Origin of the sequence: Bradyrhizobium sp. CCBAU 45394, from assembly GCF_028128655.1 — a bacterium.
GTDB classification, from domain to species: Bacteria; Pseudomonadota; Alphaproteobacteria; order Rhizobiales; family Xanthobacteraceae; genus Bradyrhizobium; species Bradyrhizobium diazoefficiens.
On record NZ_LBIX01000147.1, the window covers coordinates 25,028 to 41,455 of the forward strand.

The 16,428-nt window shown below is 66.2% G+C and carries 11 protein-coding genes and 4 pseudogenes; 1 reads left to right on the forward strand and 14 read right to left on the reverse strand.

Annotated elements, in window-relative coordinates; all coding sequences use genetic code 11:
- Positions 1 to 213: 213 nt before the first annotated feature.
- The 9 genes and pseudogenes from WN73_RS15155 to WN73_RS15195 form a co-directional block, all read right to left on the reverse strand.
- Positions 214 to 700, reverse strand: a pseudogene (locus tag WN73_RS15155) (type 2 isopentenyl-diphosphate Delta-isomerase); the annotation flags it as partial.
- An 85-nt stretch (positions 701 to 785) separates the two neighbouring features.
- A complete protein-coding gene (locus WN73_RS15160; protein ID WP_271553533.1) occupies positions 786 to 1,688 on the reverse strand; it encodes a terpene synthase family protein in 903 nt (300 codons plus the stop codon).
- Positions 1,685 to 3,235: a hypothetical protein gene (locus WN73_RS15165; protein ID WP_161533315.1), complete on the reverse strand. Its 1,551-nt coding sequence runs from the start codon at positions 3,233 to 3,235 to the stop codon at positions 1,685 to 1,687. The genes WN73_RS15160 and WN73_RS15165 overlap by 4 nt, the downstream gene beginning before the upstream one ends.
- A gap of 309 nt (positions 3,236 to 3,544) precedes the next feature.
- Positions 3,545 to 4,543: a polyprenyl synthetase family protein gene (locus tag WN73_RS15170; protein WP_271553546.1), complete on the reverse strand. Its 999-nt coding sequence runs from the start codon at positions 4,541 to 4,543 to the stop codon at positions 3,545 to 3,547.
- Positions 4,544 to 4,697: 154 nt separating this feature from the next.
- On the reverse strand, positions 4,698 to 6,041 hold the full coding sequence (locus tag WN73_RS15175; RefSeq protein WP_271553535.1) for a cytochrome P450: 1,344 nt from the start codon (positions 6,039 to 6,041) through the stop codon (positions 4,698 to 4,700).
- Positions 6,041 to 6,886 (reverse strand): SDR family oxidoreductase, encoded by an 846-nt coding sequence (locus tag WN73_RS15180; protein ID WP_097669442.1) that lies wholly within the window; start codon positions 6,884 to 6,886, stop codon positions 6,041 to 6,043. The genes WN73_RS15175 and WN73_RS15180 overlap by 1 nt, the downstream gene beginning before the upstream one ends.
- A complete protein-coding gene (locus WN73_RS15185; protein WP_097669443.1) occupies positions 6,873 to 7,181 on the reverse strand; it encodes a ferredoxin in 309 nt (102 codons plus the stop codon). Before WN73_RS15185 ends, WN73_RS15180 begins: the two co-directional genes overlap by 14 nt.
- Before the next feature lies 1 nt (position 7,182).
- On the reverse strand, positions 7,183 to 8,472 hold the full coding sequence (locus WN73_RS15190; protein WP_271553538.1) for a cytochrome P450: 1,290 nt from the start codon (positions 8,470 to 8,472) through the stop codon (positions 7,183 to 7,185).
- A 94-nt stretch (positions 8,473 to 8,566) separates the two neighbouring features.
- On the reverse strand, positions 8,567 to 9,769 hold the full coding sequence (locus WN73_RS15195; RefSeq protein ID WP_161533312.1) for a cytochrome P450: 1,203 nt from the start codon (positions 9,767 to 9,769) through the stop codon (positions 8,567 to 8,569).
- A 536-nt stretch (positions 9,770 to 10,305) separates the two neighbouring features.
- Between WN73_RS15195 and WN73_RS15200 the strand changes: the two are divergent.
- Positions 10,306 to 10,401 (forward strand): annotated as a pseudogene (locus tag WN73_RS15200) (phospholipase effector Tle1 domain-containing protein); the annotation flags it as partial.
- A 369-nt stretch (positions 10,402 to 10,770) separates the two neighbouring features.
- On the opposite strand, the pseudogene WN73_RS15205 reads toward WN73_RS15200, so the two are convergent.
- The 5 genes and pseudogenes from WN73_RS15205 to WN73_RS15220 all read right to left on the reverse strand — a co-directional run.
- Positions 10,771 to 11,275, reverse strand: a pseudogene (locus tag WN73_RS15205) (transposase); the annotation flags it as partial.
- A 631-nt stretch (positions 11,276 to 11,906) separates the two neighbouring features.
- Positions 11,907 to 12,257, reverse strand: coding sequence for a hypothetical protein (locus WN73_RS44660; protein WP_442870100.1), 351 nt, complete (start codon positions 12,255 to 12,257; stop codon positions 11,907 to 11,909).
- Between the two features lie 264 nt (positions 12,258 to 12,521).
- A pseudogene (locus tag WN73_RS15210) lies at positions 12,522 to 12,719 on the reverse strand (integrase core domain-containing protein); the annotation flags it as partial.
- Between the two features lie 468 nt (positions 12,720 to 13,187).
- Positions 13,188 to 14,498: an HlyD family type I secretion periplasmic adaptor subunit gene (locus WN73_RS15215; RefSeq protein WP_271553541.1), complete on the reverse strand. Its 1,311-nt coding sequence runs from the start codon at positions 14,496 to 14,498 to the stop codon at positions 13,188 to 13,190.
- Positions 14,495 to 16,237, reverse strand: a complete 1,743-nt coding sequence (locus WN73_RS15220; RefSeq protein ID WP_271553542.1) for a type I secretion system permease/ATPase — start codon at positions 16,235 to 16,237, stop codon at positions 14,495 to 14,497. The genes WN73_RS15215 and WN73_RS15220 overlap by 4 nt, the downstream gene beginning before the upstream one ends.
- Positions 16,238 to 16,428 lie beyond the last annotated feature (191 nt).

Consider the following 16,428-nt stretch of genomic DNA (forward strand, 5'->3'; position numbering starts at 1 on the left):
CGGCGTGCGGTGCCGAAATGCCCGTTGTTGGGGTTGTAATTCCCGCTAGTACCGTAGTTGTCTCGCTGGGTGCCATTAGGATTAGCCACCGTATAGGGCTGCATGTAAGTCCATTGCTCCGCGTGTAGCCTGACACCGCGTGATTATTTGAGTTCGAGCCGGTTCCCAAGTATTGAGCTTAAGCCACGCTGGCTGCGCCCGCAAACACTCCACTTCCTGCAGCGGATTGAGATGGACGATGAGTCCGTCGGCCTCCAGCGCATCCACCGCCCGGCGCGCCAGGTCCAGGCCGTCGGCCTCGCGCAGTTGCGCGGCGCCGATATTGGCCAGCAAGGGAATGTCTGGGGCCAGGCGGCGCAGCGCGCGCGTCAGCCCCTGGGAGTTGCGGGATTGCAGGCTCACGCGCTGCGAACCGACGCACATGGCGATCCCCAAGGCTTGCGCTGCCTCGCTCAGATGCCGGTTGATGGCCTCGGCGGGTGGCATGCCGCCGGTCATGGAGATGATCGGCAGCGGCGCGCATGGTTTTGCCCAGCAGCGAGGCGCGCAGGCCGATATGTGTCAGGTCCAACTCGGGCAATGCGCAGTGTTCGAACCGGATGTACTCCCAGTCGGCGGCGACCGTGGCCGGCGCCGTTCGCCGATCCAGCACGAGGTCCCGATGGTCGTCCTTGCGTCGGCTCAGGGCGGTGTCGCTCATGCTCGCTCCATCCGTCGCATCGGGCGACGGCGTTGCGTCGGATCGGACCGACGGCAGCGCGCGCACGCCGCCACCTCCCGCGCGTTCAGGCCGGCGCACGCTGGCCTCCTCCCGCAGCGTCGCTGCGGTAGCGGCTGGTCGAGGTCTGGTAGTACTGCGCGCGGATTGCCGCCATGGCCTCGATCAATGGTCCCCACGGCGCGGGAAAACGTTCTTCCGCCATCACCCGGTGCAGCATGCGCGTATGGCCGGCCAGCTCGTCGTTGAGGAACTCCACCACAGGCATAGCCGGATAGCGCTGCAGCAGCAGGATCGCCGCGTTGTCGGCCTCACCGGCCGACCTGTCCTTGTCGCGTCCATGCAGATCGTTCTGCAGGCGCCCTATCGCGGAGATGAGCCGCAGGACCTGGCGAAACGCCGGACGCGCGCGCAAGGTCGCCATGTCCAGCCCCCACAGCAACGACAGGCAACAGAATACGTTCGTGTAGGCGATCGAATCGATGCCGTTGTGCAGGTACTCGGCGTAGGACCAGCGTTCCGCCCCTGCCGCCTGCGCGTGTCCGGCGCGCAGCGCCGCGCAGTAGCACCGGGTATCGTCGAGAAGCTGAGCATAGTCGCGACGATCGTAGGCGAGCGCGGCCAGCGAAGCGCGCAGCACAGCGCAGCCCTCGAATCCGGGGAGCGCGCACGGCACGCCCTGCCCCAGCGCCTGCTCCACCGCGGCGAGCTGCTCCGGCGCGATCAGGCCAAGGTCGTTGCAATCGTCGAGCCAGAACAGCAGCGCCAGTTCGCGATAGAACGCCACGATCAGCGTTTCGTCCTGCGGATCGCGGCCGGTGCGGGCGCTGATGTCGCGCAGGCTCGGGTGGATGCGCTGCAGGATGTACTGGCCGCCTCTGACCGCTTCCACGGCATGCTCGTCGGCGAACCCGGTCAGGGAACGCCCCCACTGCAGCACCTGCTGCAGCGCGCGTTCGGTCTGGATCATGGCGCCGCTCCTGCTCCCTCGGCCAGGACGCGCCGCCCCCAACGAAGCGCTAGCCACAACCCGGCGAGTTCGGCCACGCGCACGACCCGGGTGGGGCAATACAGTTCCTTGCCGATCCACAGCGGCGTCTGCGGCAATGCATGCGCCGCATGGCGGGCGAGCATCCACTCCAGCGCACGCGCCACCGCCTGCGCGATGCGCCGGCGCCCTGTCGGCTCTTCGCTCCCGTCCATCACGTGCAACGCGAACAGCGCATAGGCGGTTTCCTCGAATGTGGACGCGCGACCGGCGCCCCAGCCGCCGTCGTCGCGCTGCGCCTGCAGCAGCGCCGCCAGCGCGCGCTCGTCGCGCCACTGGGGCTTGCCTTGCGCCAGCGCAGCGACCGCATGCGCGGTGGGATACAGCCACGAAACGTGCCATTTTTCGTTGTCCCATAGACCGTGCGGGTTGCGATTGCCCTCGACGTAGGCGCTGGTGCCGGCGGCGGGCTTTCCCAACAGTCGCAATGCATGCAGGGCATGGATGTTGGTCGACACCGAGGCATTGCGCTCGCCGGGGAAGGTGACGAACAGCTCGCCGATTTCGAAATGGCGCAACGCATCGACCGCCGGGTCGCGGCCTGCAAGGTGCAGGACGCACAACGCAACGGCGGTGTCGTCCGCATCGGCCGCAAAGTGCAAGGCCGGGCCCAGACCGCGCGCTCCCAGGCGGGCGTCGAGCTGCGCGACGATCACGCGCACCGCCTCGGCGAGCGCGGGATGCGCGAACAGCCCGGCCAGATGCAACGTGTACAGCGACCAACATGGCTCGAACACATTGATCGGCCAGACGTTGGGAACGACACCTTCGATGCCGCTGCGCGTCGCCCGCGATGCCGCCTGCAGATACGCATCGGCGCGCGCGACCTGCGGCGTGCTCCCCTGTGTCACGGCGTGCGCACGCCACGCGGCGGTGGCCGCCGGACTGATGCCGATGCTGCCGTGGTTATCCGGGCATGCGGTGGTCGAGGACGTCCCCCAGGCTTCCCAGGAGTGCAGCAACGGATGGCCGCTCGGCAACGTCGGCACCGCCCCCAGCTTGACCAGGCACGCTTGCCACAACGGCAACAGCGCCGGGTGGCGCGGAAACGCCACGCCGCCCACCAAGGATGCGGCCTCGCCGCAAAACTTCGGCAGGATTAGCTCCGCGCCGATCGGCGCGTCTTCCGGCACCGCATGCGCGTAGGGATCGGACTGGCGCTGGAGGAATCGGGTTGCAGCCTGGACTGCGTCGGCAGCGCCGGGAAGAGGATCGGCACGCTGCAATGCCAGCAACGCCGCCCACGTGGGCGCATGGCGGAACAGCGGGAAGTCCGCGCTTCCCCATCCGCCATCGGCCTGTTGCTGCGCGATGAGCCACGCATATGCGTCCTGTCGACCGGTGACGTTGCCGTGGAATTGAAGAGCCCGCGCCGTGTCGTAGACGGACGGACCGACGCTGCCGCCATCGCTCATCTGGCTCAGCAGGTGGCGCAATTCGGAAAGGATCTGTTCGGACAGCGCGTTCACGCGGGATGTTCCTTCTGCAGACGGTTGACGCGAACCAGGATCGGGCAGACGCCGCGCACGTCGCCGCAGGCCCCGTCGCGGCTCGGCGCATGGGAAAGGCCGGACGGCCGCCCTGCTCCGGCGCGGCGACGCGCCCCGATGCTAGCGCCGGTCCGCCGCATAGGCTTGCGCGCAGCGCGCCGCGTGCGCCGCGGCCGTGCTGGGCAACCGCTGCGATCGGTGCCGCGGACTCGGACACAATGCATCATGCACCGCTGCCGCCGGCCGATCGCAGCGGCACAGGGGCGAGCCGCATGCGGATGGGCGCGCTCATGCGCATGGCGCGTGCTTGAACAGATATGCGTTGGCCCGCTGCAGGATCTGCGCCAACCGTTCCGCACGCGACCCCAGCGGGGCGATGGCCTCCCCGGCGTCGCGCAACAGATCCAACACGAACTGGTGCGCTGCCTGCAGCCCCATGATCGACGCGCAGGTCGGCTTCTGCGCCGCCGCGTCCTTGCCGGGGGTCTTGCCCAGGGTCGCGGTATCCGCCGACGCGTCGAGAATGTCGTCGACCACCTGCAACGCCAGGCCGAAACAGGCGCTGTAGCGATCGAGCGCAGAGTACAGCGCAGCGTTCGCAGCATCCTCCGCGATGGCGCATAGCGCGCCCATGCGAACGGATGCGCGCACTAGCGCTCCGCTCTTCATCCGGTGCATCGCTACGATCCTGTCCAGTTCGACGTGCTTTCCAACCAGCGACAAATCCATGGCCTGCCCGCTTGCGGCACCACCCTCGGCGGACACCGCCTGCGCCAGTTCGCGCACGAGCGCGATACGGGTGTCGCCCGGCGCATCCAGGCTCGCCAGGGTCAGAAAGGCGTGCGCCTGCAGCGCATCGCCGACCAGGATCGCAGTGGCTTCGCCGAACTTGACGTGCACGGTCGGAAGGCCGCGGCGAAGCACGTCGTCGTCCATCGCGGGCAGGTCATCGTGGACCAGGGTACAGGCGTGCATCATCTCGATGGCGGCGCCGACGTCGTCGAGCATGTGCGCCGGCGTGTCGGCCAATGCGCCGGCAGCCAGACAGAGCAAGGCGCGGGTACGCTTCCCGCCATGCAAGGTGGCGTAGCGCATCGCCGCCATCAGCTCGGTCTCACCGTCGTCTTCGGCGCAGAGAAGACGCGCCAGCGCCTGTTCGACCCGCTTTGCGCCGTCCTGCATCCAGATCTCCGGCAGCAGCGGGCCGGATGCGCTGCGCGCCTGCGCGCCCAATACGCCCAGCACGGAAACGCCAGTTCGGTCGTGTAGCGTGGAACCGGGCTGCATGTTGTTCATGTCCTTGTATCTGACAGGAGACGGCCACGGCGGGCGGCGAGCCGCCGCGGTGTTGCCGGCGTCGGACCGAGCGCGCGCGCCGAGTGCAGAAACGCCGCGCGTCGCCGACGCGGCTGCCTCGCCACACGGAGCATGCGATGCCAGCTCATGAGAATCTGATGCGGGTTGTCATGGACGGATGTGCGGTTGGGTAATAGCGCCGGCCTTTTTCGGCGCTGCTCAGCAACCGCGGCCGCACCCCGGCCTTGTGCATGGTCAGCGCCAAGGCGATCCCGAACTGCACCAGTTCCAGCCATGCCAGGTGGTAGCCGATACAGACGTGTGGGCCGGTACCGAACTGCAGCATGTCCACCGGCCGGATCGGCTCCGCGCGTTGCAGCCACCGCGCCAGGCGGAACTGATCAGGCGCCTCGTGCAGCAGCGCCGAGGTCGAGAAATGCAGCAGCGGGATGCACAGATGGGTGCCCGCGGGAATGCGCCGTTGGCCGAGTTGCAATTCGTGCAGCGCGCGCCGCAGCAGGAGCGTGGTCGGCGGGTGCACGCGCAGCGTCTCGCGGAACAGCGCCTCGGCGACCGGACACTGCGCCAGGTCCGCGGGGCGTGCCGGCACCGTGCCCACGCGTTGCGCCTCCTCGACCAGGGCGTCCCATAGCCCAGGCTGCCGCGCAAGCTCGATCACCATCCAGGCCATCGTCGAGGCGGTGGTTTCGTGACCGCCAAGCAGCAGCAAGCGGATATTGGCGACTAGGACGTTATCGGAGAGCGTATCGTCGCTGCGATCGAAGGCGCTCACCATGTCGTTGATCAACCCGGTGCGCGCGGCCTGCGCGCGCGCTTCGCGGACGAATTGGCGCAACTGCGCGTCGATCCAGTCGCGGGCGGCGCGGCCGCGCCGCAAGGGCAGTCCGGGCAGGTCGATCCGGGGCGCGACGATCAACTGCAGCAGTTGCCGGTACTTGCGATGCCATCCCGGCAGGTCTTGCGCGGGGATTCCCATGAGGCTGAAGATGAGCTTGAGCGTCAGGTCGCCGGTTTCGCGCAGGATGGTTACGTCGCCGCGGTCGCGCCACGCCTGCACCCGGGCCCGGATGACAGGCGCGAACAGATCGCCGATGCCGGCCTCGGTCAGCCCCTTGGGGAGGAACGCCGCCTTGATCGCATCGCGCGCCTGCCGGTGCGCGCGGCCGTCCTGGGCGACCAACGTTCCACCAAGCAACTCGGGCGCGATCTCTTCGATCAGCGCCGAGGACACGTCCTTGTGCCGGAGCAATGCGAACGCATCCGGATCCATGCACGTCATCTGGTGTCCGACAGGGCCGAAATCCAGCCAGAAGTAGCTGCCCAGCGTCCGTTCCGCGCGCCGCAGCAGGCGCGGCAGGTCGCAGACGATGGCGGGAAGATGCCCGACAAGGGGGAAAGCGCCGGGCACGACCGGGATATCGCACCGAAGCCGGTGCCGGCGGTCCAGTGGGTTGAGCAGCATGTCCATCAGCCGCGCGGCGCCGCGGCCGCTTCGGCGGTGTCGCCGGCAGGCCGCGCGGCGCGGCTGTTGCCACCGTCGGCGTACGTCGGCACATGCGCCAGCATGCCGCCGTCGATGCACACGACCTGGCCGGTGATGAACGCAGCATCGTCGGAGAGCAGGAACGCCACCAGCGCGGCCACGTCCTCGGGGCGGCCGACGCGCGGCAGGAGCTGGTGCCGGCGCAGATGCCGTTGCATGCACTCGTCCAGCTTGGCGACGAGACGCTCGGTCATGATGAGACCCGGCGCAACCGCGTTGCAGCGGATCTGCGCATGACCGTACTGGGTGGCGAGCGAGACCGACAGCATATTCATCGCCGCCTTCGACGCGGCGTAGGACGTGTGCGCGGTGTCACCGCTAAGCCCCTGGCACGACGACATGTTGACGATCGCGCCACCGCCGCGGGCGATCATCCTTGAGATGGCCTGCCGGCAGCAGAGCAGCGTGCCACGCAGATTGGTCGCCATGGTCTGATCCCAGACCGTCAGGTCCAGGTCGAGGATCGCGCGGTCGCGCGGGGTCAGATGCATGGCGCTCGCGTTGTTCACCAGCAGGTCGACCCCACCGAATTGCCGCTCCGCCGTCTCGAACAGCGCTGCCACCGCCTGCGCATTGGCGATGTCGATGGGCAGGGCCAGCGCGTCGCCCGCTTCGGCCGCGATCTGCGCGGCGCAGGCCCTGGCCGCCGAGCCATCAATGTCGGCCACCACCACTCTGCCGCCCTCGCGCGCAATGGCGCGGGCGCATGCCTTGCCGATGCCGGCGCCGGCGCCGGTCACCACGGCCACCTTGCCTTCAAACCGTCCCATCGTGTCCTCCTGGATTGCGTTGGTCTTTCGCGGCATGCCGCTCGGCCTCCGCCGGAGAAGGCGCAGGGTCGGCGCTGGCGCGCTCGTCATCGCCAGCGTCGCTTTCGATGACCCGAATGGCGGCGACCGGGCACTGGCTGGCCGCGAGCCGCACGGCCGCGTGAAGCGCCTGCGGGACCTTCGCGACGCACACTTCGGCCACGCTGTCCGGTTCGCGCTGCCGAAAGGTGCCCGGCAGCGTCAGCACGCATTGCCCGGTGGTTCCGCACAGATCCTGGTCGACCACGACGCGCATCTCAGCCCCCCTGCGCATGCAGCCGCACCGATAGCGCGCGGAACGTCCTAAGGAACGCGGACGGCTCCCGGGTCGGCTGCTCGGCCAACGCCAGCGTGGGGAAGCGAGCCTGGATCCGCGGCAGGCTCTCGGCCAACTGCACCCGGGCCAGTTGCGCACCGAGGCAGAAGTGAATGCCGTGACCGAAGCTCAGCATGATCTTCCCGTCGGTCGACATGCCAGGACTGGTGCCGCAGAACCGCGCGGGATCGAAGCGGTCGGGATCGGCGAAGGCGTCCGGGTCGCGATTGCCGGCCGCGACCAGCACGCGCACGTCCGCGTTCTTCGGGATCACCGCGCCGCCCAGTTCGATGTCGCGCTGGGCGATACGTGGAATGGAGCTGAACATAACGGGCGCGTCGCAGCGCAGGACTTCTTCTACGAATGCCTTTACCCCCACGCCGTCTCCCTGCAGCCAGTGCCGCTGTTCGGGATACGCCAGCATCGCCAGGACCGCATGGTCGATGGCCGCAGCAGTGGTGGTGAAGCCGCCCAGCAGCATGCCCCACAGCATGCCGATCAACTCCGCATCCGACAGCCTGTCGGCATCGTCGTCATGCGCGCCGACCAGCATCGACACGATGTCGTGGCGGGGATCGGAGCGCTTGCGCGGTATGAGGTCGCCGAAGTAGGCTAGCACCCTGGCGCTGGCCGCGTCCGCCGAGGCGAGCTGGGGATCGCTGGCGTGCGGGCGCAGGCCTTCCAGAATGGCGCCGATGCCGGCGGCGAGCCCGAACATGTCGTTCGGGGGCATGCCGAACAATTCGGCGGAGACCAACATGGGCAAGGCCAGCGCGAATTCCCGATGCAGGTCCACCGCCTCCCCGCGCTCCAGCGCGGGCGCCATGCCGTCCAGGCGCGCTGCGACGATGCGCGCGATGCTCGGCCGCAGGTTGTCGATCTGGCCTATGGTGAAATCGCGCGAGATCAGCCGGCGCAGACGCGTATGCGTCGGTGGATCCTTCATCGCTAGCGTGGACGCCAGCAGATTGAGCGACAGGCTGGTCGCCGCACGCGGGAAATAGCGCGCCAGTTCGCCCGGCGCCGGTGCCCGAAGCGCATCGCCCGTGGCCTTGAGCGCCCAGTAGATGTCGGCGTGGCGGCTCAACAGAAAGAGGCCCGATGCCGCGCGATGCACCGGATCGTGCTCGCGCAACCACCGCATGAACGGATACGGGTCGTGGAGGCACGCTGGCGACGCCAGTTCGGCGAAGGCGTCCCGGCATGCTGCCGTGGTTTCTTGCACGTCCATCTAGGTTACCTGTTGGCTGACTGATCTGCCCGGCGCGCGCCAGGCGCGCCGGCAAATTGCGGAGAAGATCGCGATCCCTGGCGGCGTCCGCGCATCACCAGAGCACCGGGAACTCCTCGAACCCGCCAGTGATGATCTCCTTGCGCAACTTCAGTTCTTCCGGCGCCACGGCCAGGCGCAGCGCGGGAAAGCGCTGGAAGATCGAACCGAACACCACCTTGAGTTCCAGCCTGGCGAGCGCCACGCCGATGCAGTGGTGCGGCCCGTAGGAGAACGCCAGGTGCGGCTTACCGTCACGTCCGATGTCGAAGATTTCCGGGTCGTCGAAATGGCGCGGATCGAACGACGTCGCCGGCAGGCCGACCAGCACCTTGCTCTCCGCGGGAATATGCACGCCCGCGATGGTCACGTCGGTCCTCGGATAGCGCATGATGCCGTCCCAGCCCGCACCTGGCGGGTACATGCGCAGGATTTCCTCCACCGCCTTGTCCACCAGGGATGGATCGCCGACCAGGCGTTCGCGCTGTTGCGGATGGCGGAACATGGCCAGCAGGCCGAATTCGATCTGCGCGACGGTGCTCTCGTGCCCAGCCACCAGCATGCCCGCCGCCAGTCCGATCGCCTCTTCCTCGCTCGCCTTGCCCTGGTCGACCGCCGCGAGCAGATCCGTCAGCACGTTGTCGCCCGGATCCTGGCGCTTGTCCCGCATCTTGCCGCGAATGTAGACACGCAGTTCTTGCCAGGCCAGGCGCGACGCGCGACGCGGGCCGCTTTCATGCTGGTGCGTCATCACCTCGTCGGACAGCCCTGCGAAAAAGGCGTGATCCTCGTAGTGCACGCCCATCAGCGCGCTGATGACCATGGCCGGAAGTGGAAAAGAGAGATGGCGCCGCAGGTCGGCAGGCTGGGGCTGGGCCGCCAGCGCCTCGAACAAGTGCGCGGCGATCGCCTCGACCTGCTGCGCGAGCAGCCTCACCCTGTGATCGCTGAAGGCCGGCGCCACGATCGCGCGTAACCGAGCATGCTCGCCCCCCTCGTGCGAGACCAGCCAACCCGGCGAACCCAGAATCACCGAATCCGGGGTGAAGGCCGCCGGCGGCATTCCCGCGGGCCGGAACGCCGCGTCGGACAGCACCGCCTTGGCCTCGTCGTAGCCCGTCACCCACCAGCCGTCGTGCCCGGACGGGAAACGCACGCGGTGGATCGGACCGTTGGCGCGTAGCGCCAACATCTCGGGCGAGGGCTCGATGTGATCGACGCGCCACTTCGGTAGCGTCGGCAAGGGTTGTTCGGACATGGTGACACTTCACTCTCTAGGCGATGGAAGGGCGAAAGGTGATCGGCAGCCGCTGCGGGCAGCGAATGACGTAAGACTCATGTAGACGACGTCCTCCGCGGCGATGGTCAGCGCCAGATCTCCAGCCGCACGAACAGCGCGGGGAAGGCGCATCGCAATCCAGGCGCGCCGGTGAACCGCCCAGGCAGATGCGGCCCCTGGCCGAACGACAGGTGCGGGTTATGCCGCCGGGTGACATCGAACCTGTCGGCATCGCCATAGATCGACTGACCGCAGCGATGGGTGAAAGAAGTTCGACCGTACCCGCCACTGAAGTGTCCGCTAATATAGTGCCCGTCCAGTGGTGATGATGCGGTGAACAGAGCAAATCGTGTGCCGAAGTGGATTCACAGGCTCAGCAGGCACTTCGTAGCGGCGCGTAGTGGCAGGTTTCTGGCATTAAGTCTCAATGCCGACATTCGGCGCAGCAGGTGCCCGACAAAGGCCTACTCTCGCGCAGAATGGGCGGGGCAGCCCTTGCGCGATATTTGAAGCATCCGGATTGGCTGCAGCAGGTGTGGTTCGCCGGAAACCACTCCGATGTCGGCGGTAGCTATCTGGAAAACGAAGGCCGCCTCCCCGACATTTCGCTCTAGGTTGGATGGCGCATGGGCCGAGAACTTTCCCGACAGCAAGCGGAGGCAAGTGGGCCGAAGGGTTACGTCAAGTGCAGAGCTAGTCCTTCATCCGGCGGTGCTCAGCGCTTCGCCGCGAAGCGGGGCGGGCAGCATTACTAAAAGCGGAGTGCCTATAGTTCCGCTATCCTCGCCTTCAGCCGCTCGTATGGGCTCGAGCGAGCAATTGAAAGCTGATCACGTATCACTGCACACGCGAACGCACCTCGCTCTGGAATACGACCGTCCGGGTCGGGGCCAATGGCAAAAATCCGCGTCCGCGAGCAACCAATCAATAACGTCTCAATCGTCCGCGACGGACAGAAACGAGTGCCGCGTCGACATTAGCTTTGATGACAGATCGCGCTTCTGCCACACGGTGTGCTCGTCGAGCCAGCCATCCTTCAGCCGGCCGATGGCGGATGCCGCCCGGCAACATCCTTGCCGGGCAGCGCAGCTAGCGTCTCCGAGAAGGAGCCAGTCGAGATACCCTAAAGGTTCGGCAGCAGCGTCTCGATCGACTTCGAACGGCGCATGTAGGGTGGCAGGATCTACGGAGAGAACCGGAGGCAGTCGCGATCCGTGGCGTCCGCCCCGCGATCGAGCACACGTGGCGACGGACAGCGACCGGACCGATACCGGTCATCACCTCGCGTTTCGGCAGGAGACCGTGGCGGACGACGCGCTGATGACCGTCCGCGGTCTTCAAATCGGCATGCTTGCCGAGAAAGTCCTCAGCCTCAGCCTCGGCCTCGACCGCCTGGGCGAGACGAGCACGTGCCCCGCTACGCAACACTTCTATGAGTTGATCGGCGACGTTTGCAATCAGCTTGAGGATGTTAGCTTTTGACACGGCATATCGCTCCTTCATCCGAACGCATCGCGTGGGACCGCGTGGCGAGCTAATCTGAGTGAAAGGCTTCATGGCGGTTCACTACTGTGCTCATAGCCGACGCGCCAAGGGACGCTTTGCCACTGGGACAAGTTTCTCGGGATCCCCATCTTCGCCGGATCTCCAGCCCAAGGCCAACGGCATCTCCCGTTCGCTAATTCTTCTGCTGCTATGACTGGCGAGGTGTATTGGCCTAAAACCTGGCCATCAAACAGGAGAGCGCATCCTCCCGGCACAATAATGATCTCCGCTAGCCCATAGCATGTTTCGTAACTCCACTTCATAGCCAGCTACCGGAGCTATCCCCTTTGATGTCCGTGGCAACGCGAGCGCGACTCGGAGCCTTCACTCAAGAGAATTAACGCTGTCCCTGCCGCGCCCGCGCTGCCCGGAAGTTAGCAGCCACGTGACTCGGCGCTTCGTCGGTCCCGAAAGCGCTGTCCCTAACACGCGCCACTAACTTCGGTGGCCAGCCTACCTTGCTCTAACACCGCTAACCACCTCGCCTTCCCGAGAGTGTCGTCAAGCTACACGGGTGGGAATGTATCGCCAAGAGCGCTCGTGGGCGCCTACCAGGAGAGGTGGCTCGCCTTCAGGGAGGCAACCGTTGCCCCTCAACCTCTGGTTCAGTCCACCGCTTCCAAAGGGTTTCAAGTCGGCCGATGCCACCACTGGCAAACGTCAAGGAATAACCGACCCGCGTATACCGAAATAGTGACACCGCCTCCTGCTCCCGCGTGACACCATGCACAATGGGGAATCGAACGATATCGGCTCGAATTGGTCCGCTTTGCATCGGACGGAGAGAGTCCGCCAACGATAGCTCAATTCGTTCGGCTCGAGATACGAGCGTCCCAGCTACTTTCCTGTCAGGCGTCTCGGGCAGAAACCACGTCCCATCCGTTTCGAACGTTTGGCTCATGTCGCGGTTGCGGTTGGGCATAGTCACCTCGGGCGTGACGATATGGCGCCCCTACTCGTTGTCGCGCTTCGTCGGCACTCCCCAAGATAGCCCATGATTCGGATACCGGGAGCTATACGAAACGGAATCCCTATGATTCCGAGATGCATGTAAAGCTAATTTGCGAGCTGTGTAGCGGCGCCCGAGGCTTGATCAGATGCAGCTAGGAATCGCTGAAGCTCGCACTTGATACACCGAGCAAATTTGCAGCGCTTCCTGCCCTTTTGGTAGGTGGAGTTGACCCCGTCAGACCGGACACTCGGCTGGTTTGATGGATGCAATGTATTCCCGCGGCAAGCGGTAGCCCAGCTGGGAATGGGGGTGTTCTGAGTTGTAAAAGGCGATGTATCGGCCGATCGAGGCGCGGGCGTCGGACACGGTGTCGTAGGCGCGCAGATAGACCTCTTCGTATTTGACGCTGCGCCACAGCCGCTCGACGAACAGCCATACACCTCCCTTCCTGAGCGTGCGGCGCAACCAACTCAACAGCGCGTTATCGCTTCGGCGGCCCTCTCTGAAGTGCCGAAGCGCAAGGCAAGTGAGCGGGCGGCGGACCGGGTTCACCCAAATTTCCGAGGGGCAACCCGCCAGCGGGTCAGCAGCCCTCGGCTCGCATGAGGCGCAAGCCGGTGGCTGGTCGACTAAGCTTTTTGGCTGGAATATGGGATCCGCTTACGTTGGTGCGAGCCAGCAATGCATAAGATCGCCGTGAGCTTGCTGCCGATCAAGGTCTGCGGGAGGCTCGTCGCTTAACGAATTTGATTCCGGAGGTCGCCATACAAACGATCTTCACTTCGCTCAAGGACGTGGTCAAAACTGGCCCATTTCCGTGCTATCATTATCTCCCGCCCACAAGGGAGGAGGCGAAGTGAAGTTCGCGGAGACGACGTGAATGATTTCAACGTGAAGGACTCACTTCTCGCGGAACGCGCGCATCAGCTGGTCGCTAAGCGGCTTCATCAGATAGGTCAGCACGGTGCGGTCGCCGGTCTGGACGAAAGCTTCCACCGGCATGCCCGGAATGATCTTGATGTCGCTGCCGAGGCGCGCGACCTCCTCCGGCGGCATCGAGACGCGGATGGTGTAGAAGCTCTGCCCGGTGCGCTGATCGGTGGTGACGTCGGCGGAGACGCGGGTCACGACGCCGTTCAGTTCCGGCGTGGTGCGCTGGTTCAGGGCCGAGAGCCGCAGCAGCGTCTTCTGGCCGACCTGCAGCTTGTCGATGTCCTGTGGATTGACCTTGGCCTCGACCGACAGGTCGTCGGCCTTCGGCACGATCATCATGATGGCGTCGCCGGCGGTGATGACGCCGCCGACGGTGTGCACCGTCGATTGCAGCACCACGCCGTCCTGCGGCGCGCGGATGTCGATGCGGCGAAGCTGGTCTTCGGCGGTGACCTTGCGCTCGACGAACTCGCCGATCTTGTCATTGGTCTCGCGCAGGTCCTTCGAGACTTCGGCGAGCATGTCTTTGTCGACCTGGATGATCTGCAGCTCGGTCTCGGTGATCTTGCCCTTGGCCTGCGCGCGCGAGGCGATGTATTGCGCGCGCTCGCCAGTGAGCCGCGCGGCATCGCGTTCGAGCGTGGTCAGCCGGTTGATCTGCACCAGATGCTGCTCGTAGAGCCGACGGACGCCGACCAGCTCCTGCTGCACCAGTTCGATCTCCTTGTCCTTAGCCGTCTCCTGCGCCTGGAGCCCGGCGATCTCCTCGTTGAGCTGGGTGACGCGCTCACGCAGCTGCGCTTTCTGGCCGGTGCGGCCGTTGACGCGGACCTCGAACAGCTTGGTCTCGCTCGCCATCACGTAGCGGGCATCAGGGTCGTCGGCGCGCTCGGTGAGCTGCGGCGGAAAGGCGATGTTGAGCCGGTTCTGCTGCTCGGCCTCAAGCCGGGCCGCGCGCGCGTAAAGTCCGCTCAGCGCCTTGACGACGATCGCAAGGCTCGCCTTCACCACGGTCTCGTCGAGCCGCACCACGATGTCGCCGGCAGCGACCACGTCGCCGTCGCGCACCCGCACCTCGCCGACCACGCCGCCGGTCGGATGCTGCACCTTCTTCAGGTTGGAATCGACAACCACCGAGCCCGGCGCGACCAGGGCGCCCGAGATCGGCACCGTCGAAGCCCAGCCGCCGACGCCGCCGGCGAGCACGAGGACCACGACGAGGCCGCCGATCAGGTGCTTCCTGATCGACTGGTGCGCCTTCCGCGGCTGCTCTTTCATGACTTCGCTGCTCCCGCGTCGGAGACGATCTTGATCGGCGGCGGCGGGACACGCTGCAGCATCTGCCCGAGCACGGCTTCCTTCGGACCGAAGGTCTGCATGCGGCCGTCCTTCAGCACCAGGAGTTGGTCGACGCCCTCGATGCCGATCGACCGGTGTGCGACCACGATCACAACCGCGCCGCGCCCGCGCGCCGCGCACACCGCACGCGTCAAGGCCTCGTCGCCCTCGCTGTCGAGATTGGAGTTCGGCTCGTCCAGCACGATCAGGAACGGGTTGCCGTAGAGTGCCCGCGCCAGCGCCACGCGCTGGGCCTGGCCCGCCGAGAGCGCGGTGCCCTGCTCGCCGACCTGGGTGCCATAGCCCTCGCGCAACTTGATGATCATCTCGTGCACGCCGGCCTCTTTCGCCGCGGCGATGATGGCATCGGACTTGGCCTCTGGGTCGAAGCGGCAGATGTTCTGCGCAACGGTGCCGCCGAACAGCTCGACATCCTGCGGCAGGTAGCCGACGTAGCGACCGAGCACATCCGACGACCACTGGTCGAGCGCCGCGCCGTCCAGCCGCACCTTGCCGCGGACCGGCGTCCAGACGCCGACCAGCGCGCGGATCAGCGACGACTTGCCGGAGCCGCTCGGGCCGATCACGCCGACGCCGCTGCCGCCCTCGCACACAAAGGTGATGTCCTGCATGATCACGCGCTGATCGCCCGGCGCGACCATGGTCACGCCTTCGACCGACAGCTTCTTCGTCGGCGCCTGCAACAGGGGCTTCGCGTCGGGTGCCGGCATCTGCTGCAGCAGGCGGTTGAGGCGCTGCCAGCTCTGTCGCGCGGCGACCAAGCCCTTCCAGTGCGCGATCGCAAGGTCGACCGGCGCCAGCGCCCGCGCGCTCAGGATCGAGCCGGCGATGATGATGCCGGCGGTCGCCTCCTGGTGGATCACGAGATAGGCGCCGACCGCGAGCACGGCGGACTGCAGCATCATGCGCAGCACCTTGGCCACAGCACCGAGGCCGCCGGTGACGTCGCTGGCGCGCTGATTTCCGGCGAGATACTCCTCGTTGGCCTCGTTCCAGCGCTTGTTCATCCGCCCGGCCATGCCCATCGCGACCAGCACCTCGGCGTTGCGCCGGCTGGAGATCGCAAGACCGTTGCGCCGCGCGGCGAGCGTCATCGCCTCCTTCGCCGGCATGCGCGACATATATTCGGTGATCAGGGTCAGCGTGACCAGGATGATGGCGCCGATCAGCGCGGTCACGCCCAGCAGCCAATGGAACAGGAAGCAGATCGCCATGTAGAACGGCAGCCAGGGCAAATCGAAGAACGCGCCCGGCCCCATGCTGCCGAGGTACGAGCGCACATTGTCGAGATCGCGCAGCGACTGCAGGCCCTCGTCGCGGTTCCCCACCATAAGCGGCAGGCGAACGACGGCGTCGAACACCCGCGCATTGAGCGCTTCGTCGAGCGAGGTTCCGATGCGGCCGAGGATCCGCCCGCGCAACAGATCGAGCACACCCTGAGCGATGTAGAGACTGCCGGCGATAACGACGAGGCCGACCAGGGTCGGAACGCTGCGGCTGGGCAGCACCCGGTCATAGACCTCCAGCATGAACACCGAGCCGGTCAGGTACAGCAGGTTGATCATGCAACTCATGAGACCGACGCCGATGAAGGCACTTCGGCAAGCGCGCAGCGCTTCACCGAGTTCGGAACGCCGGACGGCGGGAGCGGCTGCCATTAAATCCAACATCTAAAAAGGGTTACGTGAAAGCCACGCGGCACCGCGTTTCGGTGATGGCGGCGGACTCTGAAAGAGTCATAAACTGAAGAGATGTGGTCGCCCTGCCGCGCGTTCGAAAGCAGTCCCCGTGGATCTGCACTTGCTCGATTGGACTACCCGTCATTCTTCCCGGCCCTTCCCAAATGCTT